Origin of the sequence: Pseudomonas protegens (genome assembly GCF_003363755.1) — a bacterium.
GTDB classification, from domain to species: domain Bacteria; phylum Pseudomonadota; class Gammaproteobacteria; order Pseudomonadales; family Pseudomonadaceae; genus Aquipseudomonas; species Aquipseudomonas danubii.
Window position 1 is genome coordinate 2370988 of record NZ_CP031396.1, and the last position, 21578, is coordinate 2392565.

Annotated in this window: 19 protein-coding genes and 1 tRNA gene; 15 read left to right on the forward strand and 5 right to left on the reverse strand. The window is 62.7% G+C overall.

The annotated features are described in order from the left end of the window. Positions 1-3 precede the first annotated feature (3 nt). The 7 genes from lolB (at position 4) to ychF (ending at position 5191) form a co-directional block, all read left to right on the forward strand. On the forward strand, positions 4-621 hold the full coding sequence (gene lolB / locus DWF74_RS10455) for a lipoprotein insertase outer membrane protein LolB (RefSeq protein WP_102860253.1): 618 nt from the start codon (positions 4-6) through the stop codon (positions 619-621). Position 622: 1 nt separating this feature from the next. Next, positions 623-1474 carry a 4-(cytidine 5'-diphospho)-2-C-methyl-D-erythritol kinase gene (gene ispE, locus DWF74_RS10460; protein WP_102860252.1) on the forward strand — a complete coding sequence of 284 codons (852 nt, stop codon included), beginning with the start codon at positions 623-625 and terminating at the stop codon, positions 1472-1474. A 36-nt stretch (positions 1475-1510) separates the two neighbouring features. Then, positions 1511-1585, forward strand: a tRNA-Gln gene (locus tag DWF74_RS10465). Between the two features lie 48 nt (positions 1586-1633). Continuing rightward, positions 1634-2575, forward strand: a complete 942-nt coding sequence (locus DWF74_RS10470) for a ribose-phosphate pyrophosphokinase (RefSeq protein WP_003171603.1) — start codon at positions 1634-1636, stop codon at positions 2573-2575. Positions 2576-2714: 139 nt separating this feature from the next. Then, a complete protein-coding gene (locus DWF74_RS10475; protein WP_060841029.1) occupies positions 2715-3314 on the forward strand; it encodes a 50S ribosomal protein L25/general stress protein Ctc in 600 nt (199 codons plus the stop codon). A 168-nt stretch (positions 3315-3482) separates the two neighbouring features. Beyond that, a complete protein-coding gene (pth, locus tag DWF74_RS10480; RefSeq protein ID WP_060841030.1) occupies positions 3483-4067 on the forward strand; it encodes an aminoacyl-tRNA hydrolase in 585 nt (194 codons plus the stop codon). Positions 4068-4090: 23 nt separating this feature from the next. Then, the gene (gene ychF / locus DWF74_RS10485; protein ID WP_053153762.1) at positions 4091-5191 is read left to right on the forward strand and encodes a redox-regulated ATPase YchF; all 1101 of its coding nucleotides are present in this window, start codon (positions 4091-4093) and stop codon (positions 5189-5191) included. 58 nt (positions 5192-5249) lie between these two features. Here ychF and DWF74_RS10490 read toward each other — a convergent pair whose 3' ends face one another. Continuing rightward, the gene (locus DWF74_RS10490; RefSeq protein ID WP_115580904.1) at positions 5250-7310 is read right to left on the reverse strand and encodes a TonB-dependent receptor domain-containing protein; all 2061 of its coding nucleotides are present in this window, start codon (positions 7308-7310) and stop codon (positions 5250-5252) included. Between the two features lie 201 nt (positions 7311-7511). Further along, complete coding sequence (gene pobA / locus DWF74_RS10495; protein WP_115580905.1) at positions 7512-8699, reverse strand: 4-hydroxybenzoate 3-monooxygenase; 1188 nt, start codon at positions 8697-8699, stop codon at positions 7512-7514. A 191-nt stretch (positions 8700-8890) separates the two neighbouring features. Between pobA and DWF74_RS10500 the strand changes: the two genes are divergently transcribed. Beyond that, the gene (locus tag DWF74_RS10500; protein WP_102860248.1) at positions 8891-9781 is read left to right on the forward strand and encodes a helix-turn-helix domain-containing protein; all 891 of its coding nucleotides are present in this window, start codon (positions 8891-8893) and stop codon (positions 9779-9781) included. Between the two features lie 219 nt (positions 9782-10000). Then, positions 10001-10936: a SphA family protein gene (locus tag DWF74_RS10505; RefSeq protein ID WP_205413489.1), complete on the forward strand. Its 936-nt coding sequence runs from the start codon at positions 10001-10003 to the stop codon at positions 10934-10936. A 49-nt stretch (positions 10937-10985) separates the two neighbouring features. Here the strand turns inward: DWF74_RS10505 and DWF74_RS10510 are convergent, their stop codons facing one another. After that, the gene (locus DWF74_RS10510; protein ID WP_430757470.1) at positions 10986-12761 is read right to left on the reverse strand and encodes a sigma 54-interacting transcriptional regulator; all 1776 of its coding nucleotides are present in this window, start codon (positions 12759-12761) and stop codon (positions 10986-10988) included. A gap of 581 nt (positions 12762-13342) precedes the next feature. Between DWF74_RS10510 and DWF74_RS10520 the strand changes: the two genes are divergently transcribed. Genes DWF74_RS10520 through DWF74_RS10540 form a run of 5 tightly spaced genes read left to right on the forward strand, consistent with a single transcriptional unit; the run spans position 13343 to position 17915 of the window. Further along, the gene (locus DWF74_RS10520) at positions 13343-14818 is read left to right on the forward strand and encodes an aldehyde dehydrogenase family protein (RefSeq protein ID WP_115580908.1); all 1476 of its coding nucleotides are present in this window, start codon (positions 13343-13345) and stop codon (positions 14816-14818) included. Between the two features lie 48 nt (positions 14819-14866). Continuing rightward, positions 14867-15202, forward strand: a complete 336-nt coding sequence (locus DWF74_RS10525; protein WP_102860244.1) for a c-type cytochrome — start codon at positions 14867-14869, stop codon at positions 15200-15202. A gap of 10 nt (positions 15203-15212) precedes the next feature. Continuing rightward, entirely contained in the window at positions 15213-15902 is a 690-nt protein-coding gene (locus DWF74_RS10530; RefSeq protein ID WP_115580909.1) for a hypothetical protein, read from the forward strand. 13 nt (positions 15903-15915) lie between these two features. Then, the gene (locus DWF74_RS10535) at positions 15916-17484 is read left to right on the forward strand and encodes an FAD-binding oxidoreductase (protein ID WP_115580910.1); all 1569 of its coding nucleotides are present in this window, start codon (positions 15916-15918) and stop codon (positions 17482-17484) included. Between the two features lie 59 nt (positions 17485-17543). Further along, a complete protein-coding gene (locus DWF74_RS10540; RefSeq protein WP_115580911.1) occupies positions 17544-17915 on the forward strand; it encodes a c-type cytochrome in 372 nt (123 codons plus the stop codon). Positions 17916-18011: 96 nt separating this feature from the next. On the opposite strand, the gene DWF74_RS10545 is transcribed toward DWF74_RS10540, so the two are convergent. Further along, positions 18012-19229, reverse strand: coding sequence for an MFS transporter (locus tag DWF74_RS10545; protein WP_102860240.1), 1218 nt, complete (start codon positions 19227-19229; stop codon positions 18012-18014). Between the two features lie 79 nt (positions 19230-19308). Beyond that, positions 19309-20226, reverse strand: a complete 918-nt coding sequence (locus tag DWF74_RS10550) for a LysR substrate-binding domain-containing protein (protein WP_115580912.1) — start codon at positions 20224-20226, stop codon at positions 19309-19311. Between the two features lie 227 nt (positions 20227-20453). On the opposite strand from DWF74_RS10550, the gene DWF74_RS10555 reads away from it, so the two are divergent. Next, on the forward strand, positions 20454-21572 hold the full coding sequence (locus DWF74_RS10555; RefSeq protein WP_115580913.1) for an ABC transporter ATP-binding protein: 1119 nt from the start codon (positions 20454-20456) through the stop codon (positions 21570-21572). Positions 21573-21578: the final 6 nt, after the last annotated feature.

The window sequence follows — 21578 nt, forward strand, 5'->3', positions numbered from 1 at the left end:
ACTATGTTTTTGCGCCACGTAATTGTTTTCAGCCTTATCGCCCTGCTTGCCGGCTGTGCCGGTTTTGGCGCCCGTGAGTCAGTCCAGGGCCAGGGCAACCCTGCCCAATGGCGTCAGCACAAGGACCAGTTGACCGGCCTCGATGGCTGGCAGATCAACGGCAAAATCGGTATTCGCGCGCCCAAGGATTCCGGCAGCGGCACGCTGTTCTGGCTGCAACGCCAGGACTATTACGACATTCGCCTGTCCGGTCCGCTGGGTCGTGGTGCTGCACGCCTGACCGGCCGCCCCGGCCAGGTCAGCCTGGAAGTGGCCAATCAGGGTCGTTACGAAGCGGCCAGCCCGGAAACTCTGCTTGAAGAGCAGATGGGCTGGAAACTGCCGGTCTCCCACCTGGCCTGGTGGGTTCGCGGCCTGCCTGCCCCAGACAGCAAAAGCCGCCTGACCCTGGATGGCGACAGCCACCTGGCGAGCCTGGAACAGGATGGCTGGCAAGTGGAATACAGCAATTACTCCGAACAGAACGGCTACTGGCTTCCCGAGCGCATCAAACTGCATGGCAGCAACCTTGACGTCACCCTGGTGATCAAGGAATGGCTGCCACGCAAGCTGGGGCAATGACATGTCCATGGAAAAGCTGACCCTGCCCTCCCCAGCCAAACTTAATCTGATGCTGCACATTCTGGGTCGCCGTGAAGACGGCTACCACGAGTTGCAGACGCTGTTTCAATTTCTCGACTATGGCGATGAAATCACCTTCGCTCTCCGCGATGACGCAGAGATTCGCCTGCACACCGAGTTCGACGGCGTGCCTCACGACAGCAATCTGATCGTCAAGGCGGCGAAAAAGCTCCAGGAACAGTCCGGCTGCACCCAGGGCATCGATATCTGGATCGACAAGATCCTGCCCATGGGCGGCGGCATCGGCGGCGGCAGTTCCAATGCCGCCACTACCCTGCTGGGCCTCAATCATCTCTGGCAACTGGGCTGGGATGAAGATCGACTGGCTGCATTGGGGCTGACCCTGGGGGCTGACGTTCCAGTTTTCGTACGCGGGCACGCTGCGTTCGCTGAGGGCGTGGGTGAAAAACTCACCCCCGAATACCCCGAAGAACCCTGGTACCTGGTGCTGGTTCCGCAAGTGTCTGTAAGTACAGCAGAAATTTTTTCCGATCCGCTGTTGACACGTGACACTCCGCCCATTAAAGTGCGCCCCGTTCCCAAGGGAAACAGCAGAAATGACTGCCTTCCGGTAGTCGCAAGGCGTTATCCAGAAGTACGTAACGCATTGAATTTGCTAGGTAAATTTACCGAAGCAAAACTGACTGGAACTGGAAGTTGTGTGTTTGGGGGCTTCCCAAGCAAAGCTGAAGCTGATAAAGTCTCGGCCCTTCTTACAGAGACCCTTACAGGGTTTGTGGCAAAAGGAAGCAACGTTTCGATGTTGCATCGCAAGCTGCAAGGTCTGCTCTAAAGGAATCGAGTATCAGGTACTCGAAGCAACAGATACAGGGGCGTCGCCAAGCGGTAAGGCAGCAGGTTTTGATCCTGCCATGCGTTGGTTCGAATCCAGCCGCCCCTGCCATTTTCCTTATACTCATCCAGGTATACCCTCAGCCTTCAGGTACTGCGCGTGTCCAAGATGATGGTCTTTACGGGGAACGCTAACCCCGATCTGGCTCGGCGTGTAGTACGTCAGCTGCATATCCCTCTCGGTGACATCTCTGTTGGAAAATTCTCCGACGGCGAAATTACTGCCGAGATCAATGAAAATGTCCGCGGTAAAGACGTCTTCATTATTCAGCCGACTTGCGCTCCGACCAACGACAACCTGATGGAACTCGTCGTGATGGCTGATGCCTTCCGCCGCTCCTCAGCGACTCGTATCACTGCTGTTATTCCTTATTTTGGTTATGCCCGTCAGGATCGCCGTCCGCGTTCCGCACGTGTGGCTATCAGCGCGAAAGTCGTGGCTGACATGCTCACCGTAGTCGGCATCGACCGTGTCCTCACGGTTGATCTGCATGCTGACCAGATTCAGGGTTTCTTCGATATCCCGGTAGATAACATCTACGGCTCCCCGGTTCTGGTGGATGACATCGAAGACCAGCGTTTCGAAAACCTGATGATCGTGTCCCCGGACATTGGCGGCGTCGTGCGTGCACGTGCCGTGGCCAAGTCCCTGGGCGTGGATCTCGGGATCATCGACAAGCGTCGTGAGAAAGCCAATCACTCCGAAGTGATGCATATCATCGGCGACGTCGAAGGACGCACCTGCATTCTGGTCGATGACATGGTCGATACCGCCGGCACTCTGTGCCACGCGGCCAAGGCCCTGAAAGAGCATGGCGCAGCCAAGGTCTTTGCCTACTGCACACACCCTGTGCTGTCGGGCCGGGCCATCGAGAACATTGAAAATTCCGTGCTGGACGAGCTGGTGGTGACCAACACCATCCCGCTGTCCGCTGCAGCACAAGCCTGTGCGCGTATCCGCCAACTGGATATCGCACCGGTAGTTGCCGAGGCGGTCCGCCGCATCAGCAATGAAGAATCGATCAGCGCGATGTTCCGCTAAGGGCTAGTCCCTGGCAAAACATCCCGATGACGAAAAGCGCCCCGTCCCAACCTCTGTTGGGACGGGGCTTTTTTGCCCATATCGCCTTTAGCGCTGGTCGCAAACGCTGGGGCGAGTGTGGTTATTTTGGAGATACAACATGAACGATTTTACTCTGAATGCTGAACTGCGTTCCGACCTGGGGAAAGGTGCGAGCCGCCGCCTGCGTCGTCTCGCAAGCCTGGTTCCAGCTGTAGTTTACGGTGGCGACAAAGCCCCTGAATCCATCAGCATGCTGGCCAAAGAAGTGGCCAAGCTGCTGGAAAACGAAGCTGCCTACAGCCACATCATCGAACTGAACGTGGGTGGCACCAAGCAGAACGTCGTGATCAAGGCCCTGCAACGTCACCCGGCCAAAGGCCACGTGCTGCACGCTGACTTCGTTCGCGTAGTTGCTGGTCAGAAACTGACCGCCATGGTTCCAGTGCACCTGATCAACGAAGCTGCACCGATCAAGAAAGGCGGCGAGATCTTCCGCGCTACCACCGAGATCGAAGTTTCCTGCCTGCCAAAAGACCTGCCTGAGTTCATCGAAGTCGACATGACCGAGACCGACATCGGCACCGTGATCCACCTGTCCAACCTCACCGCTCCTAAAGGCGTTGAGTTTGTTGCTCTGGCACACGGCAACGACCTGGCAGTAGCCAACGTCTACGCACCACGTGTTGCTTCTGAGAAAGAAGAAGGCGCAGCAGAGTAATTCACTCTGACGCCGGAGTTGAGCGGAACACATCGCGGACTGGAACGTAGCGAGAAAGCGGGCGAGAACGCGAAGTTTGCCGCAAGGCAACCAAGCTTTTGTCGTCCCCTTTCGCCGTAGCACCGGTTGCGGCGATGTTATCTACCACTCCAAAGAAGGGCCCCTATCGTGACTGCCATCAAACTGATCGTTGGCCTGGGTAATCCAGGCGCCGAATACGAACAGACCCGGCATAACGCAGGGGCCCTTTTTGTTGAGCGCATCGCCGAGAAACAAGGTGTCAACCTTGTCGCCGATCGCAAATATTTCGGCCTGACCGGGCGCTTCAGTCACCAGGGTCAGGACATTCGTCTGTTGATTCCCACCACCTACATGAACCGCAGCGGCCAGGCCGTGGCGGCGCTTGCCGGCTTCTTCCGCATCAAGCCGGAAGAAATCCTGGTGGCCCACGACGAACTCGACTTGCCTCCCGGCGTCGCCAAGCTCAAGACCGGCGGCGGGCATGGCGGGCACAACGGACTGCGGGACATCATCGCGCAGCTCGGCAATCAGAATACCTTTCACCGCCTGCGGCTCGGCATCGGCCACCCAGGTGTTGCCAGTATGGTTTCAAACTTTGTCCTGGGTCGTGCGCCACGCGCCGAACAGGAAAAACTCGATGCCAGCATCGATTTTGCCCTCGGCGTGCTGCCGGATATCTTCGCCGGTGAATGGAACCGCGCGATGAAAAACCTGCACAGCCAGAAGGCCTGACTCTACTCCTCGGGGAATACACCATGGGATTCAATTGCGGCATCGTCGGCCTGCCTAACGTCGGCAAGTCCACCCTGTTCAACGCCCTGACCAAGTCCGGGATCGCGGCCGAGAACTTCCCCTTCTGCACCATCGAGCCCAACAGCGGTATCGTGCCGATGCCCGACCCGCGCCTGGACGCCCTGGCGGCGATCGTCGTGCCGGAGCGCGTGCTGCCGACCACCATGGAGTTCGTCGACATCGCCGGCCTGGTGGCCGGTGCCTCGAAAGGTGAAGGCCTGGGTAACAAGTTCCTGGCCAACATCCGCGAAACCGATGCCATTGCCCACGTGGTCCGCTGCTTCGAAGACGACAACGTGATCCACGTGTCCAACAGCGTCGACCCCAAGCGCGACATCGAAATCATCGATCTGGAACTGATCTTTGCCGACCTCGACAGCTGCGAAAAACAGCTGCAGAAAGTCGCCCGCAACGCCAAGGGCGGTGACAAGGATGCCGTGGCCCAGAAAGCCCTGCTGGAGCAGTTGATCGCCCACTTCACCGAAGGCAAGCCGGCCCGTAGCCTGATGAAGGACATGAGCAGCGATGAGAAGCTGATCATCCGCGGCTTCCACCTGCTGACCACCAAGCCGGTGATGTACATCGCCAACGTTGCCGAAGACGGCTTCGAGAACAACCCGCTGCTGGACGTGGTCAAGGCCATCGCCGAAGAAGAAGGCGCGATCGTGGTGCCGGTGTGCAACAAGATCGAAGCAGAAATCGCCGAGCTCGAAGACGGCGAAGAAAAGGACATGTTCCTCGAGGCCCTGGGCCTGGAAGAACCTGGCCTGAACCGGGTGATCCGCGCCGGCTACGAAATGCTCAACCTGCAAACCTACTTCACTGCGGGTGTGAAGGAGGTTCGCGCCTGGACCGTGCGTGTCGGCGCCACCGCGCCTCAAGCGGCCGCCGTGATCCACACCGACTTCGAAAAAGGCTTCATCCGTGCCGAGGTCATCGCCTACAACGACTTCATTCAGTTCAAGGGTGAAGCCGGTGCCAAGGAAGCCGGTAAATGGCGCCTGGAAGGCAAGGAATACATCGTCAAGGACGGCGACGTGATGCACTTCCGCTTCAACGTGTAACCCCTTCAGCCCCATTGCCGCGCAATGGGGCTGACCTCCCCCGCTCTATCCAGCGCCCCTAGAAATAGGTGGTCGCCCCCGCGAAGAATGCCCGTCCGGGCACATAGAAGTTGGTCGATCCGTCCCGCAGGTCCTTGTCCATCAGGTTCTGTACCCCACCGTTCAACGTCAGCCATTTGGTCAACGCCAGGTTCGCCGTCAGGTCATAGGTGGTGTAGGACTGCACGAAATCATTGCCCAGGCCCCGCTGCTTGCCGACGTGCTGCGCCGACAGTTCGGTGCTCAAACGGTCATTGATCTGCCAGTCCAACGCGCTGAATGCCGACAGTTTGGGTGAGCTGATCAGATCTTCACCCGTGCTCAGGTTCCGGCTTTCCAGCATGTAGGTGGCGTTGGTGCGCCACGTCAGCGAATCACCCAGCGGCACCCGGGCGGTGCCTTCCCAACCACGGGTGCGGGCCTTGTCGACGTTTTCCAGCATGGTCCACCAGCGCCCCTGGTACTGGCCCAGCGGGCCGTATTCGATCTTGTCGGTGAAGTCGGTGTGGAAGTAGGTCAGGCCCGCTTCCCAGCCGTCATGATCGAAGGACAGGCCGATTTCCTTGTTGGTGCTGGTTTCCGGCATCAGGTTCGGATTGCCGGCCATCCAGCAACTGCCGGTGACATAACCCAACGGACGCAACGAACCACAACCACGACCTCCGGACTCGGTCGCCGCCCCCGCACTGCCTTCCTTCAGGCTCGGCGCACGAAAGCCCTTGGAAACACCCCCACGCACGGTCCAGTCCGGGTGCGGGTGCGGGTGATAGACCACATAAGCCCGTGGACTGTTGTGGTTGCCGTACTTGTCGCTGTGATCAAAACGGTTGCCCAGGGTCAGGGACAGGTTGTCCAGCAGGAACAGTTCATCCTCGATAAAGGCCGCCGAGTAATCGCCCTTCAAGGTCGAGCCGCTAACCGGCGTACCTTGGTAATCCACCGGTACGGTGCCGAGGGTATTGGTGTTGGTCAGCTCCTCGCGCTTCCATTGCCCACCCAGCGTCAGGCGCTGATCCACCAGCAGTTCGAAGGGCAGATTGAGACTGCCCTCGACGATCTTCTCTTCGGAGTTGGCTTTGCCTGTATCAAGGTCGTTGCGGTACTTGTTCAGGTAGGCATCGAGCTTCGTGGTACCAAAGCTCCAGTCACCGGTGTGGGACAGGATGTAGCTATCGCGAGTCAGTCGGCTGGGACCAAAGGAAACACCAACGGTATCGCCCCAATCACCAAAGGTTTTCTTTGATGCCCAGGAACGCTCAACGCCATGTACCGCCTCGAAGGACAAGCTCTGTTCTTCGTTGATCTGCCAGTCCAGCAGCGCATTTACGCTCTGATTCTTGGAACCGCCTGCACCGTCGTCGTACATGAAATCGCCTTGGGCATCGCGCCGCGCCTCGACTTCATCCGCCGCCCGACGCGTGACGTTGGCCCCCAGGCGCAATCCCAGGGACTCGGTCAACGGCCCCGAGGCATTCGCGCTGTACTGGGTGGTCTGGCCGCGATCGGAGTCCTTGGGCACGGTGATGTGGGTGCTGGCCGAACCGGTCCAGGTCCGTGAGACCTTGCGGGTGATAATGTTGATCACCCCGCCCATGGCGTCCGAGCCGTAGAGCGACGACATCGGTCCACGGACGATCTCGATGCGCTCGATCATGTTCGGCGAGATCCAGTTCAAGTCCTGACGCGCCAGGTCACGACGATAACTCAGGTCCGCGGAGCTACCGACGCGCTTGCCGTCCACCAGAATCAGCGTGTACTTGTCGTCCAGGCCCCGCAGCTTGATCTTCGACTGCTCGCCCACCGGGCCGAAACCACCGGTCACCCCCGGCACCCGACGCAACAGGGTGTTGAGGTCGTAGACCGGCTGGCGCTCGATTTCCTCACGGGTGATGACGCTGACGCTGGCTGGGGCATCCTTGAGGTCCGTGGCGCCGCCGGTAGCGGTGACAAACGCGGTGTCCAGTTCCAACGGCGCCGGCTTGGTCTCGTCTGGCGTCGCGCCGGCCTGCGCCAGCGGTGGCAGCAGGCCGACACCGGCGCTGAGCAGAAGCGAATGGAACAGGCAGGAGCTGACTTTCATTACAAACGATCCTTGTCGATTCAATGCACCTTGGTGGTGCATCAAGGGAGAGGGGATCGAAGTGTAATGCTAATAAATATCATTTATAAATAGGAATATTTCTCGAACGACACCTTTCGGCCCATGCCATGTGCAAACACGGCCCCGCAGCCACCCCCGTTCGCGAGCGGTTCCAGGGCCAATGCTTCCAATGCCGAAGGCTCAGCAGATGTCTTCGTAAGGCAGGCCCACATAGTTCTCGGCAATGTTCACCAGTCCCGCGTGGGAGTTGAGGAAATACTCGCGGTCGGCCTGCTGCATCTTGTGCTCCCAGGCGTCCTGGTGCTCGCCGAAATCGTGCAGCAGGTTGGTCATGAACCAGCTGAAACGCTCGCCCTTCCACACCCGGCGCAAAGCCAGCTCGGAGTATTTTTCCAACAGATCGCTGCGCCCCTCGCGGTACACCTTGACCAGGATCCGGTACAGGTAACATACGTCGGAAGCCGCAAGATTCAGGCCCTTGGCCCCGGTGGGCGGCACAATGTGCGCAGCGTCCCCCACCAGGAACAGCTTGCCGTACTGCATGGGCTCGACCACATAGCTGCGCAGCGGCGCGATGCTTTTCTCCAGCGCCGGCCCGGTGACCAGATCCGCCGCCACCTGCGCCGGCAGACGGGCCTTGAGCTCGTTCCAGAAGCGCTCGTCGGACCAGTCTTCGACCTGGTCGCTCAGCGGCACTTGCAGGTAGTAGCGGCTGCGAGTCAGGGAGCGCTGGCTGCACAGCACAAAGCCGCGCTCATGCTGGCCATAGATCAGCTCGTGGTTGACCGGCGGGGTATCGGACAGCAGGCCCAGCCAGCCGAAGGGGTACTCGCGCTCGTAGTGGGTCAGCACCGCCTCGGGAATGCTCTTGCGCGCCACGCCATGAAAACCGTCGCAACCGGCGATGTAGTCGCAATCGATGCGGTGCTGCTGGCCGTCCTTTTCATAGGTGATGTAGGGCCGTGCGCCCTTCATGTCGTGGGGCTGCACCTTGTCCGCCGAGTAGATGATCGGCGCCCCGCAGGCCGCGCGGGCTTGCATCAGGTCACGGGTGACTTCGGTCTGGCCGTAGACCATCACCGTCTTGCCCCCGGTCAGGGCCTTGAGGTCGATGCGCACGCGTTTGCCGCCCATCAACAGTTCCACCCCTTCGTGGACCAGGCCTTCGGCGTCCATGCGCTGCGCCACTCCAGCCTCGCGCAACATGTCCACCGTGCCCTGTTCCAGCACCCCGGCGCGGATGCGGCCGAGTACGTATTCCGGGGTCTGGCGCTCGACAATCACTGTGTCGATGCCGGCCTTGTGCAGCAGTTGGCCCAGCAGCAGGCCGGAAGGTCCGGCACCGATAATCGCAACCTGAGTTTTCATTATTGTCGTCTCATTAGGGCATTCCAGTGGGCCGACAGGCGCAGACTGGAATTTATGGTTATTGTTGTACCCCTGCATTTTTGCCGACAGAATCGCGGAAAAATGGTGATAAGCCACGCTAAAAATGCACTTTTGAAAACAACGTTCGATTATCGAGCATTCCAGCCAAGCCCTTGCCAAGGTCGCGTCCGATGAAAGCCAGCCGCTCCAGCATCCCGGTATTCAAGCTCTATGGGGAAAACCAGGCCTGGCCGACTCCGGACCTGTTGCACTGCGAATCCATCCCCAAGCGCAGCAGCCTGCACCACTGGGAGATCAAGCCACACCGTCACGCCGACCTCTACCAACTGCTCTACGTGCAACGCGGCCAGGCCCTGGTGGAGGTCGAGGGACGGCGCCAGGACGTGCGCGAGGCGACGATCCAGGTGGTGCCGCCGCTGATGGTCCACGGCTTTCAGTTCTCGGAAAACATTCAGGGTTACGTGCTGACCCTGGGCGCGCCCCTGGTAGCCCAGCTGGAAGCGCAACTGGGTGCGCCGCTGGCGGTGCTGGCCAGCGCCGGCTGCTACCCCGTGGGCCGCGACCGCCACAGCCTCAACACCCTGTTCAAGGCGCTGATGGACGAATACGAAGGCAGCGCCGCCGCTCGCGATTTGTTGCTGCACTCGCTGGTCAACGTGCTGGTGGTGTGGATCAGTCGCCGTGGCCAGCAGAACACCCCACCGAGCAATCGCGGCGAGCGCAATCAGCAACTGTTGGGGCACTTCATCAAGCTGGTGGAGCGCCACTATCAGCAACACCCCACGGTGGAATCCCTGGCCCACCGCATCGGCCTGTCCAGCGTGCACCTCAACACCCTGTGCCGGGAGCTGGCCGGGCAGAGCGCACTGCAGATCCTGCACCAGCGCCTGATGCTGGAAGCCAAGCGCGGCCTGATCTACACCAACATCAGCATCAGCCAGCTGTCGGACAACCTGGGGTTCAGCGACCCCACCTACTTCTCACGCTTCTTCAAGCGCCTCAGCGGCCAGTCGCCCAATGCCTTCCGCCAGAGTGCCGGGCAAGACGCCAACAGCCCCTGAGGCGCCACGAGTTTTGTGCAGGTAGCCGATTTCTCTTAACAAATCTCGCCACGCGCTGGCCGGAGCGGCGGTCTTGCGGGCCACGCCACATATCCATCCTATTGATTCAAAAAGAAAATTTTCGAATAAAAGGTTTGGCACGCTAGTTGAGAAGCTCAGCCGGCGCGCCAGGAGCCACCTCCTGCCAGCGCCCCCCATAACAATAAGGCAGACCTTCTCATGCACCCGACCTCCTCGCGCCTGCGCGCCCTTGCACTCACTTCAAGCCTGCTGCTGACCGCCCACGCCCCCTGGCTCCAGGCCAGCGAGGGCGGCGTTTCCTCCTGGCCCATGGGCATCGAACTCTACGGCATGGGCATCCTGCCGCCGCCCGGCACCTACGCCCAGGTCTTCGTCGGCAACTACCTGGCCGACAGCCTGCAGGACGATGCCGGCCGCCGTAGCGCCCGCATCGATTTGCGGGTCACCAGCGTGGTGCCACGCTTTGTCTGGGTCACCGAGCAACAGCTGCTGGGGGCGCAACTCGGTTTCCACGCCCTGCTGCCGCTGAACGACATGCGCCTGAACATCCAGAACGGCCCCCACGATCACAAGCGCGGCATCGGCGACGCCCACCTCGGCCCGGTACTGGGCTTTCATCACAGCGACAAATTCCACAGTGCCCTCGGGGTCGATTTCGTCCTGCCCAGCGGCGGCGAATACGACAAGAACGACCTGATCAACCTGGGTAACCACTACTACACCGTGCAGGCGGTGTATGCCATGACCTACACCGACCCGCAGGGGTTCAACGCCGATGTGCGCCTGATGCACGACTACAACTTCGAAAACCGCGCCACCCACTATCAGTCCGGGCGCGAGCTGCACGCCGACTACAGCCTCGGCTGGGGCGTGGGCAATGGCTGGGTGATCGGCGTCGGCGGGCACGCCTATCAGCAGATCAGCGACGACAAGTGCAACGTCACCGATTGCGCCGCCGCGGCCCAGGTGCAGGCCAGCGACGGCCATCGCGGCCGCTCGTTCTCCATCGGTCCGGCAGTGCAGTTCAGCAGCAAACAGGGCTGGTCGCTGAGCGCCAAATGGCAGGATGAATCGGCGGTGCGCAATCGCGCTGAAGGCCAGACCTACTGGCTGAAATTCACCAGCGCACTCTGAACCGCCGAGGGGCGGGCCCACTCGCGCCCAAGCGCAGGAGAGGGCCCGCTCAACGGCCCTTGAGGCGATAGCTGACCTGGGCCCGGCTCATGCCGAGCATCTGCGCCGCCGCGGTGATATTGCCCCCGGAGCGCTCCAGGGCCAGACGCACCAGGCGCCGTTCGATCTCTTCCAGCGAAGTGCCCAGGGCCGGCGCCCGCCCGGAGAGAAACGCGTGCAGGCTGGCCAGTTCCGGCTCGTCGACCGGGGCTTCATCTGCCCGGGCCGGGGCCTCGGGCTGGGCCGCCTCCCGTAGCGCCGCTGGCGACAGGCGGCCGTCGGCGTTGAGGCCGATGGCGGCGCCCGCCAGCGACGTCCCCGCCTCGCTCAGATGCACCACGTCCATGACTTCACCGTCGCTGGCGGCGATCACGCCACGCTCGATCAGGTTCTGCAACTCGCGGATATTGCCCGGGAAGCGGTAGGTCAGCAGCGCATTCACCAGCCGCGTGCTGAAACCCGCCAACTGACGGCCGTGACGCTGGCTGAAGCGGTGCAGGAAGTAACTCATCAACAGCGGAATGTCTTCGCGTCGCTCACGCAGGGGTGGCAGGTGAATGGGAAACACATTCAGCCGATAGAACAGGTCCTCACGAAAGCGTCCGGCTTCCACCTCGCGCCGCAGGTCGAGGTTGGTCGCGGCAATGACCCGCACATCCACCTGCATCGGCTCAGTACCGCCCACCCGCTCGATCTCACCTTCCTGCAAGGCACGCAGGATCTTGCTCTGGGCCGAGAGGCTGAGGGTGGCGATCTCATCGAGGAACAGGGTGCCGCCATGGGCCCGCTCAAAACGTCCGGGCCGCGAACGATCGGCGCCGGTAAAGGCCCCCCGCTCCACCCCGAACAGTTCGGCCTCCACCAGGTTTTCCGGCAGGGTCGCGCAGTTCAGCGCCACCAGCGGCTTGTGCCGGCGGGCGCTGGCCTGGTGCAGATGGCGCGCGAACAACTCCTTGCCTACCCCCGACTCCCCGGTCAGCAACACCGTGGCCTGGGTCGGCGCCACCCGCTGCAACAACTGGCTGGCGGCCACGAACGCCGCCGAGATGCCCACTCGTTGCCCCTCGCCCAACGGTACCGGCAGCTCGGCGACCTGAGTCTCCTGGCCTGTGGCATAGGCACTGCGGCTGAGAAAATCCCCGGGGTCGAGGTACATCAGGTCGATATCGATGTCGTCCCACTGCTGGGCCGGTTTGCCGACAATCCGGCAGGCCGGCTGGCCCATCGAGCGGCACTCCAGCTCGCGAAACACCACCAGCCGCCCCAACAGCGACGAAGCGTAGCCGCTGGCATAGCCGATCTCCATCCAGCATGCCGGCTCGCCGCCCAGGCCATAGGCGGCGATATGCTCGTCATCCTCCAGCGAGTTGTGCCACAGAAACTCCGAATAGAAATGCCCGATGCTGGAGTCGATCTCGAAGCGCACCACCTCGACATTGACCATGCCTTCGAGCATGTGCAGACGCGGCCCGGCGCTGTAAAGGCTGGCGTGGTCGCCGTCCGGCCACTGCTCGCTGACCTGGGCCGCGTCCCGGGCGCCGGCCTGCCAGCCGATGCGGGTGATCAGGCCACGGGCTTTGTCCAAGCCCAGGGCTTCGATCAATTCGCGCCGGATGGAGCCGAACGCCGAACCCTGCATCAGCATCATCCGCTGCCCGCACAGCCAGATGCTGCCGTCCTGGGGCGCAAAGGCCACGGTCTCGGCCAGTTGCTCGGCCGAAGGCAGGCCGCTGGCCTCGAACTGGCTGGCGCGATCGACGATCAAGCGCTTGTGCCGCCCCAGCATCTGCTTGAGGAAATCTTCATCCGCAGGACGGCCGGGCTGGCTGGAAGGAGAACGGGTCATGGGCAATCAACAGGCAGTTCAGGGGCCTTGCAGTATGCCCCGGCGCTTTTCCGGGTCAATCGCCATCCCCCGTCGCCGTCGGTGCTGCGCAAGTTCTGGCCGATAACCGCACAGTTTCCACGAGCGCCCACAGAGTGCCGAGCTTTCGACAACCTCACGACTTCTCTGCATAAATTTCCGCAGCCCGCGCCTGATGCCGCGTGGCGGGCTCGCTAAAAAATCCGAAACAAACAAATAACCAATTGTTTTTAAAGGATATTTTTCAAAACAAAGCGCATGGCACGATAGTTGTTATGCACAGGCAGATGCTCATCCATAACAACACAACAGGTGACCTTGCCATGCCTTCCGCCCGCCTTGCGCCTCCTCTGCCCTACCCCTCTGCCCTGGACGAGCGCTCCTTGCGCAACCTTGCCCGCCTCGGCTGAAACGCCGCCGTAGCGGGCCCCCATCCCTACCCTCACGCGCCATCGGCTTGATTGCTGACAGCCGAGCCATGGCCACGAACCAGAGAGAACCCCATGACTGCGACTCGACCTGCCTATCAACACCTGGAACTGCAACCCATCGCCGCAGACTGGCGAGCCGGCAGCAGCGGCCGGGAGCTACCCGTCTACGACCCGTTCACCGGGCAATGCCTGCTGCAGATCAGCCTGGCCAACCGCCAGGACCTGGATCAGGCCTATGCCAAGGCCCGCCAGACCCAGGGCCAATGGGCCGCCAGCAGCCCGGCGCAACGCAGCGAGGTATTGCTCAACGCCGCGCGGATCTTCGATGAACGCCGTGAAGAAATCATCGGTTGGCTGATCCGCGAATCCGGCAGCACGCGGATCAAGGCGCAGATCGAATGGGGCGCGGCCCGCGCCATCATCGTCGAGGCCGCCAGCCTGCCCAGCCGGGTGCACGGGCGGATCGTCGCCTCCAACATTCCCGGCAAGGAAAGCCGCGTCTACCGCAAGCCGCTGGGGGTGATCGGGGTGATCAGCCCGTGGAACTTCCCCCTGCACCTGAGCGCCCGCTCCCTGGCCCCGGCGCTGGCCCTGGGCAACGCGGTGGTGGTCAAGCCGGCCAGCGACACCCCGGTGACCGGCGGCCTGCTGCTGGCGCGGATCTTCGAGGAAGCCGGGCTGCCCGCCGGGGTGCTCAGCGTGGTGGTCGGCGCCGGGGCGGAAATCGGCGATGCCTTTGTCGAGCACCCGGTCCCGGCGTTCATTTCCTTTACCGGCTCGACCCAGGTCGGTCGCAACATCGGGCGTATCGCCAGTGGCGGTGGGCACCTCAAGCACGTGGCCCTGGAGCTGGGGGGCAACAGCCCGTTCGTGGTCCTGGCCGATGCCGACCTGGAGCAGGCGGTGAACGCCGCGGTGGTGGGCAAGTTCCTGCATCAGGGGCAGATCTGCATGGCGATCAACCGCATCATCGTCGAGCAGCCGGTTTTGCAGGCCTTTACCCAGCGCTTTGTCGAACGGGTCAAGGCCCTGCCCTACGGCGACCCGAGTCTGGCGGCCACGGTGGTCGGCCCGGTGATCAACAGCAAACAGCTGGCCGGTCTGCAGGACAAGATCCGCCTGGCCCTGGCCGAAGGCGCGACCTTGCTAGTGGGTGGCCCGGCTTCGGGCAATGTGCTGCCGCCCCACGTGTTCGGCGACGTGCACGCCGACATGGAAATCGCCCGCGAAGAAATCTTCGGCCCCCTGGTGGGCATCCAGAGCGCGCGGGATGCCGAGCACGCCCTGGAGCTGGCCAATGCCAGTGAATACGGCCTGTCCAGCGCGGTGTTCAGCGCCAACCCGGAGCGTGGCGTGCAGTTCGCCCAGCGCCTTCACGCGGGGATGAGCCACGTCAACGACATGCCGGTCAACGATGAGCCCAACGCGCCCTTTGGCGGCGAGAAGAACTCGGGCCTGGGCCGTTTCAACGGCGACTGGGCAATCGACGAATTCACCACCGACCACTGGATCACCCTGCAACACACACCACGTCCCTATCCCTTCTGAGCTGGGCGCTTATCAACCGAGTCACCCCATAACAATACGGAGTACGCCATGTCCTCGCTCCTCAACAGCCCCGCTGCACAGCGGACCCTTGCCTTGTGCCTGGCCCTGCCCCTGATGGTGCTGGCCGGTCCGGCCGCCGCCGATGGCGACGGCGTCTGGAAAAACGGTGAAAACGTCTATGCCAAGGTCTGCGGCCACTGCCACGAAAAGCAGGTCGGCCCGCCGATCAAGGGGCGCCAACTGCCGCCGCCCTACATCACCGCGGTGGTGCGCAACGGCTTTCGCGCGATGCCGGCCTTCCCGGCATCGTTCATCGACGACAACGCCTTGCAGCAGGTCGCCGAGTACATCTCCAACGCCCCGGCCCCGGCCGCCCAACCTTGAGGAGACGCCCATGAACATTGAACGTCGCTCACTGCTCAAGGGCATAGCCCTGGGCGGCCTGGCCAGCGTCGCGGTGACCGGCCCCGGCCTGGGCCTGGCCAACAGCGTGCTGGGCCCGTCCACCGGCCCACGGCTACCGACCCTGGCCCTGGTCAGCCCCGCCGTCGCCGACTCGGCTTTCGTCCAGGGGATCAACGCCAGCTCGGTAGCGCGCCAGGTCAGCGTGCAGCGCTGGGAGGGCAACCTGGCGTCGCTCCAGGCGCTGCAGCAACGCCTGGGCAGCGGCCGGCCACAACGCCTGATCGGCCTGCTGGACGACGCCAGCGCCGCCCTGGTGCTGGACCAGGCCCGTAGCGCCGGGGCCCGGGTGCAATGGCTCGGCCAGCACCACAGCGATGCCCGGAGCTCGCGCCACCAACTGCTGGGCACCGCCGCCGCCCATGGCTGCGCCTTGCAACTGGGTCTGCAACTGAACGCCTGTGGCGCCGGTTTCAGCCTCAGCGAACAACGCCTGCTGGCACAGCCGGCGTTCCAGGCCGGCGCTCGCGCCCGCGATCCGCGCAGCGCCGAACAATGGGCCGCCATCCTCGGCTACAGCCTGGCCGAACTGACCCGCGGCCGCCTCGGCCAGGCGCCTTTGGCCAGCCCACGGGCCACGCCGCTGAGCGGCCATTTCGTTTCGTTTTCGATCGAGGCTTGAAGGAGCTGATCCCATGACTGAGCAAACCCAGAAGCCACTGCTGCCCCGGGGCGTGAATGCGGCCCACTTCAATAAAGCCATCGCCCAGTTCCGAGCATTGCTGGGGGACGAGAACGTCCTGGTCAAGGACGACCAACTGGTGCCCTACAGCAAGATCATGATGGCGGTGGACACCGCCGAGCACATGCCTTCGGCCGCGGTCACCGCCACCAGCGTCGAGCAGGTGCAGGGGGTGGTGAAGATCTGCAACGAACACAAGATCCCGGTCTGGACCATCTCCACCGGGCGCAACTTCGGCTACGGTTCGGCCGCCCCCGGCCAACGTGGCCAGGTGATTCTCGACCTGAAGAAAATGAACAAGATCCTCCACGTCGACCCGCAATTGTGCACCGCGCTGGTGGAGCCCGGGGTCACCTACCAGCAGCTCTACGACTACATCCAGGAACACAACCTGCCGCTGATGCTGTCCTTCTCGGCGCCCTCGGCCATCGCCGGCCCCCTGGGCAACACCATGGACCGCGGCGTCGGCTACACCCCCTACGGCGAACACTTCCTCATGCAGTGCGGCATGGAAGTGGTGCTGGCCAACGGCGACGTCTATCGCAGCGGCATGGGCGGGGTCAAAGGCGACAACGCCTGGCAAGTGTTCAAGTGGGGCTACGGCCCGACCCTGGATGGCATGTTCACCCAGGCCAACTACGGCATCTGCACCAAGATGGGCTTCTGGCTGATGCCCAAGCCGCCGGTGTTCAAACCGTTCGAGATCAAGTTCGAGAACGAGTCGGACATTGCCGAGATCGTCGAATTCATCCGCCCGCTGCGCATCGCCCAGGTGATTCCCAACTCGGTGGTGATCGCCGGCGTGCTGTGGGAAGCGGCCACCTGCAACACCCGCCGCTCCGACTACACCAGCGAGCCGGGGGCCACCTCCGAGGCCATCCTCAAGCAGATCCAGAAGGACAAGAACCTCGGTGCCTGGAACGTCTACGCCGCGCTGTACGGCACCCAGGAGCAAGTGGACGTCAACTGGAAGATCGTCAACCAGGCCCTCAAGGCCCTGGGCAAGGGCCGCATCGTCACCCAGGAAGAAGCGGGCAACACACAACCGTTCCTGTACCGCTCGCAACTGATGTCCGGGGTGCCCAACCTGCAGGAGTTCGGCCTGTACAACTGGCGCGGCGGCGGTGGCTCGATGTGGTTCGCCCCGGTAAGCCAGGCCCGCGGCAGCGAGTGCAACAAACAGCAGGCCCTGGCCAAGCAGGTCCTCAACAAGCACGGCCTGGACTATGTCGGCGAATTCATCGTCGGCTGGCGCGACATGCACCACGTCATCGACGTGCTGTACGACCGCAGCAACCCGGAAGAAACCCTGCGCGCCAACGCCTGCTTCGCCGAACTGCTGGATGTGTTCGAGCAGCACGGTTATGCCGTGTACCGGGTCAACACCGCCTTCCAGGAGCGGGTGGCGCAGAGCTACGGCCCGGTCAAGCGCAAGGTCGAGCACGCCATCAAGCGCGCCCTGGACCCGAACAACATCCTCGCCCCGGGCAAGTCCGGGATCGATCTGGCCAACCCCTTCTAAATCGCACACACGCCCCGTCGGCCTGGCGCCACGGGGCCCTTTGAAGCACAGGAAAATCCATGAAGTACACCCCACTGCTCGCAGCTCACGCCCTGTTGCTGGCCGCCCCCCTGGCCCTGGCCAACGGCGATGCGGTCCTCGGCAAGACTCTGTTCAGCGCTCAATGCGGCTTCTGCCACAGCGTCGAGAACGGCAAGCACCTGATGGGCCCCAGCCTGCAAGGCGTGTTCGGCCGGGCCAGCGGCCAGGCCCAGGGCTTCAGCTATTCCAGTGCCCTGCAAGGCGCAGGCCTGCAATGGAACGATGCCACGCTGGAGCGCTGGTTGAGCAACCCGGCGACCCTGGTACCGGGCAACAAGATGATGTTTCCCGGCCAGGCCGACCCGCAGAGCCGGCAACACCTGATTGCCTACCTGAAAAGCCTGCACTGAGGCCGCAGGCAGCGACGCCTCAACTAGCACTACGCTGAAACGAAAACGCCCGGAGCATGGCCCCGGGCGTTTTTTTACGCGTCGAACCACCGCGCGTCAGGCTTTGCGGGTGCGCGGCAGGAAGATCGCCAGCACTCCGAACAGCGGCAGGAACGAGCACAGGAAGTACACGTACTCGATGCCATGGATGTCCGCCAGGTGCCCCAGCAGCGCCGCGCCGATCCCGCCGAAACCGAACATCAAACCGAAGAACACCCCGGCGATCATGCCGACGTTGCCCGGCACCAGTTCCTGGGCGTAGACCACGATGGCGGAGAACGCCGAGGCCAGGATAAAGCCGATCACCACACTGAGGACGCTGGTCCAGAACAGGTCGACATGGGGCAGCAGCAGGGTGAACGGCGCCACCCCGAGGATCGAGAACCAGATCACCGCCTTGCGCCCGATCTTGTCGCCGATCGGCCCGCCGAAGAAGGTCCCCGCCGCCACCGCGCCGAGAAACAGGAACAGGTGCAGTTGCGAGCTGGCCACCGACAGGTCGAATTTCTCGATCAGGTAGAAGGTGAAATAGCTGGTGAAGCTGGCCATGTAGAAATACTTGGAGAACACCAGCAGCCCGAGGACCACCAGGGCGCTGATCACCCGGTTCCTCGACAGACCATGGGTCGCCGCCTGGCCCTGCTTGAGCTTGTGCAGGCGCAGATGGTTGGCGTACCAGCGGCTGATGGCGTAGAGCACCACCAGGGCAAACAGCGCGAACAGACCGAACCAGGCCACATTGCCCTGGCCGTAGGGAATGATGATCGCCGCGGCCAGCAAGGGGCCGAACGCGGTGCCGGCGTTGCCGCCCACCTGGAAGCTCGACTGCGCCAGGCCATAGCGCCCGCCGGAAGCCAGCCGGGCGACCCGCGACGCTTCCGGGTGGAAGGTCGAAGAGCCAATGCCGATCAATGCAGCCGCCAGCAGGATCAGGGCAAAGCTGCCGACCTGGGACATCATCAAGATGCCGATCAGGGTGCAGATCATGCCCGCTGGCAACAGGAACGGCAGAGGCCGTCGATCGGTGTAAAAACCAACCCAGGGTTGCAGCAGGGAAGCGGTGAGCTGAAAGGTCAGGGTGATCAGGCCGACCTGGGTGAAGGTCAGGCCGTAGTTGTCCTTGAGCATCGGGTAGATCGCCGGCAGCACCGCCTGGATCAGGTCGTTGATCAAGTGGGCCAGGGCCACCGCACCAATGATGCGCAAGACCAGTGGACTGCTTTGCGAAGCGGGAGATGCCGTCGTTGCGACGGTCTGAGGGTTGCTGCTAGCCATAGGATTTTCCGTACAACGGGTGGGTGCACAGGGGCAGGTGCGCCAATGTGCCATTTTTTGCTGCGCACACGCCATCCCATTAGCTTGCTAACGACCCCACTATCCGCGCCTCGGGGAAGTCCGCTTCAAGCTCGGCCTTGAGCCATTGGATGAACCACTCCACGTCCTGCGACCATTCAGTGGCCGGGGTCAGCACCCGGTAGCTTTCCAGCTTCACCTGATCCTCCAGCACCCGCACCAGGGTGCCGGCCTTGAGCTCCTCGCGCACCAGCACTTCATTGGCCAGGGCAATGCCGCCGCCGCTTTCGGCCACCGACAGGGCGTGGTCGTTGTTCACATAGATCAGGTCGGAGCTGAGCTGGATATCCAGGCCATTGGCGGCAAACCACAGGTTCCACCACTCACCGTCATCGAAATGGATCAACTCGTGACGGGCCAGATCCGCCGGGCCCTTGATCGGCTCGATGCCGGCCAGGTAAGCCGGGGTGCAAATCGGGAACACCCGAGGGCAGATCAGGCTGATCCGTGACTCGGGGTACTGCCCATCCAGGCCATAGGCGATCCCCAGGTCGGCGCTCTTGGCGTCGACTTCGGTGAAGGTGGAGTTCGGCTCGATGGCGAACTTCAAACCCGGCCGCACATGGCGCAGCGCCTCCAGGCGCGGGGTCAGCCAGCGCTTGGCAAAACCCGGCACCACCATGATCCGCAGCCAGCGCTCGGCGGCCTTGGGCTGGGCTTCGCGCCCGGCCTCGATGATCAGTTGCAGGGCGGCGGCGATCTTGCGGTGGTACTTCTCCCCCGCCGGGGTCAGGACCACCCCGCGCGAGGTGCGTTCGAACAACTGCACCCCGAGCCAGTCCTCCAGCAGCTTCACATGACGGCCGATGGCCGGCTGGGTGACATGCAGCGACTTGGAGGCTTCGACATAGCTGCCCAGGCGGGCCGCGGCATCAAAAGCCCGCACCGCATTCAACGGTGGCAAACGCTGTTCGGCCATGGTTTTGCACGCTCTCTGCTATTAAATTATTTAACAGCTGGTATGTTAAAATTGATGTTTCGCCCCCGCAACCCCTCACTGATAATCAGCCCCAGCAGAACAATAAGAACCCGCGCAAAGCCCGTAAAAACGGGCTTTGCACGCATCCGAACACATCTCGATCCTGCCCTAAGAAAAACAATATCCATGGCCTGCGCGACAGCCCATGGGGGAATCGGAGGTAAGGCATGAATGCCCTGCATGCGCTGCAAACACTGGCGGTGTCCATCCGCTCGGTGCGTAAGGTCTACGGCGATCCACACAGCGGCCCGGTGGCCCTGAAGCACATCGACCTGGACATCCGCGACAACGAATTCTTCACCCTCCTCGGCCCCTCTGGCTGCGGCAAGACCACCCTGTTGCGGATGATCGCCGGGTTCGAATTTCCGACCCAGGGCGAGATCCTCCTCTACGGCGAGAACATCGCCGAGCGACCGCCCTTCGAGCGCCCGGTGAACACCGTGTTCCAGCACTATGCGCTGTTCCCCCACATGACCCTGGCCGAGAACCTGGCCTTCGGCCTGGAATCGCGGCCCATGGGCCAGGTGCTGAGCAAGGCGCAGATCGCCGAGCGGGTGCGCGAGATGCTGGCCCTGGTGCAGATGGAACGCTTCGCCGGGCGCAAGCCCAACCAACTCTCCGGCGGCCAGCAGCAACGCATCGCCCTGGCCCGGGCCCTGGCGCCCCACCCCAAGGTGCTGTTGCTGGACGAACCGCTGTCGGCCCTGGACCTCAAGCTACGCCAGGCCATGCGCGAAGAACTCAAGGCGATCCAGGCCAAGACCGGCATCACCTTCATCTTCGTCACCCATGATCAGGAAGAAGCCCTGACCCTGTCCGACCGCATCGCCGTGCTCTCCGAAGGCGAAGTGCAGCAAGTGGGTCGCCCGGAAGAGATCTACGAGCAACCGCGTAATCGCTTCGTCGCCGACTTTATCGGTGAAACCAACTTCATCCAGGCCACCGTCAGCCGCGTCGAAGCCGGCCTGGCCTGGTTTAGCGGTCCCGCCGGAGAGGCGCTGCCGGCGCAACCCTGCAACACGGTCAAGGTCGGCCAGCAGGTCACCCTGTCCGTGCGCCCGGAGCGCCTGCACCTGCGTAGCGACGCCGTGGAAGGCGCCCTGGCGTGCCGTATCGAGGCGCAGATCTACCTGGGCACCGACCTGCAATACCAGGTCAGCCTTAGCGACGGCATGCGCCTCACCGTGCGTGCGCCCAACAGCCTCGAACACCATCCGCGTCTGAGCGTGGGCAGCCACGCCGGGCTGGTGTTCGAACGCGGCAGCGCCAGCGTCCTGCTGGATTGACCACGA

What these genes read in the sequence shown, in the direction of transcription:
- lolB (WP_102860253.1), top strand. Translation starts at nt 4, where the DNA reads ATGTTTTTGCGCCACGTAATTGTTTTCAGCCTTATCGCCCTGCTTGCC.
- DWF74_RS10535 (WP_115580910.1), top strand. Translation starts at nt 15,916, where the DNA reads ATGACTGAGCAAACCCAGAAGCCACTGCTGCCCCGGGGCGTGAATGCG.
- DWF74_RS10500 (WP_102860248.1), top strand. Translation starts at nt 8,891, where the DNA reads ATGAAAGCCAGCCGCTCCAGCATCCCGGTATTCAAGCTCTATGGGGAA.
- pobA (WP_115580905.1), bottom strand. Translation starts at nt 8,699, where the DNA reads ATGAAAACTCAGGTTGCGATTATCGGTGCCGGACCTTCCGGCCTGCTG.
- DWF74_RS10490 (WP_115580904.1), bottom strand. Translation starts at nt 7,310, where the DNA reads ATGAAAGTCAGCTCCTGCCTGTTCCATTCGCTTCTGCTCAGCGCCGGT.
- DWF74_RS10545 (WP_102860240.1), bottom strand. Translation starts at nt 19,229, where the DNA reads ATGGCTAGCAGCAACCCTCAGACCGTCGCAACGACGGCATCTCCCGCT.
- DWF74_RS10510 (WP_430757470.1), bottom strand. Translation starts at nt 12,761, where the DNA reads ATGCTGGGGCGGCACAAGCGCTTGATCGTCGATCGCGCCAGCCAGTTC.
- ispE (WP_102860252.1), top strand. Translation starts at nt 623, where the DNA reads ATGTCCATGGAAAAGCTGACCCTGCCCTCCCCAGCCAAACTTAATCTG.
- DWF74_RS10555 (WP_115580913.1), top strand. Translation starts at nt 20,454, where the DNA reads ATGAATGCCCTGCATGCGCTGCAAACACTGGCGGTGTCCATCCGCTCG.
- ychF (WP_053153762.1), top strand. Translation starts at nt 4,091, where the DNA reads ATGGGATTCAATTGCGGCATCGTCGGCCTGCCTAACGTCGGCAAGTCC.
- DWF74_RS10525 (WP_102860244.1), top strand. Translation starts at nt 14,867, where the DNA reads ATGTCCTCGCTCCTCAACAGCCCCGCTGCACAGCGGACCCTTGCCTTG.
- DWF74_RS10475 (WP_060841029.1), top strand. Translation starts at nt 2,715, where the DNA reads ATGAACGATTTTACTCTGAATGCTGAACTGCGTTCCGACCTGGGGAAA.
- DWF74_RS10530 (WP_115580909.1), top strand. Translation starts at nt 15,213, where the DNA reads ATGAACATTGAACGTCGCTCACTGCTCAAGGGCATAGCCCTGGGCGGC.
- DWF74_RS10520 (WP_115580908.1), top strand. Translation starts at nt 13,343, where the DNA reads ATGACTGCGACTCGACCTGCCTATCAACACCTGGAACTGCAACCCATC.
- DWF74_RS10505 (WP_205413489.1), top strand. Translation starts at nt 10,001, where the DNA reads ATGCACCCGACCTCCTCGCGCCTGCGCGCCCTTGCACTCACTTCAAGC.
- DWF74_RS10540 (WP_115580911.1), top strand. Translation starts at nt 17,544, where the DNA reads ATGAAGTACACCCCACTGCTCGCAGCTCACGCCCTGTTGCTGGCCGCC.
- DWF74_RS10550 (WP_115580912.1), bottom strand. Translation starts at nt 20,226, where the DNA reads ATGGCCGAACAGCGTTTGCCACCGTTGAATGCGGTGCGGGCTTTTGAT.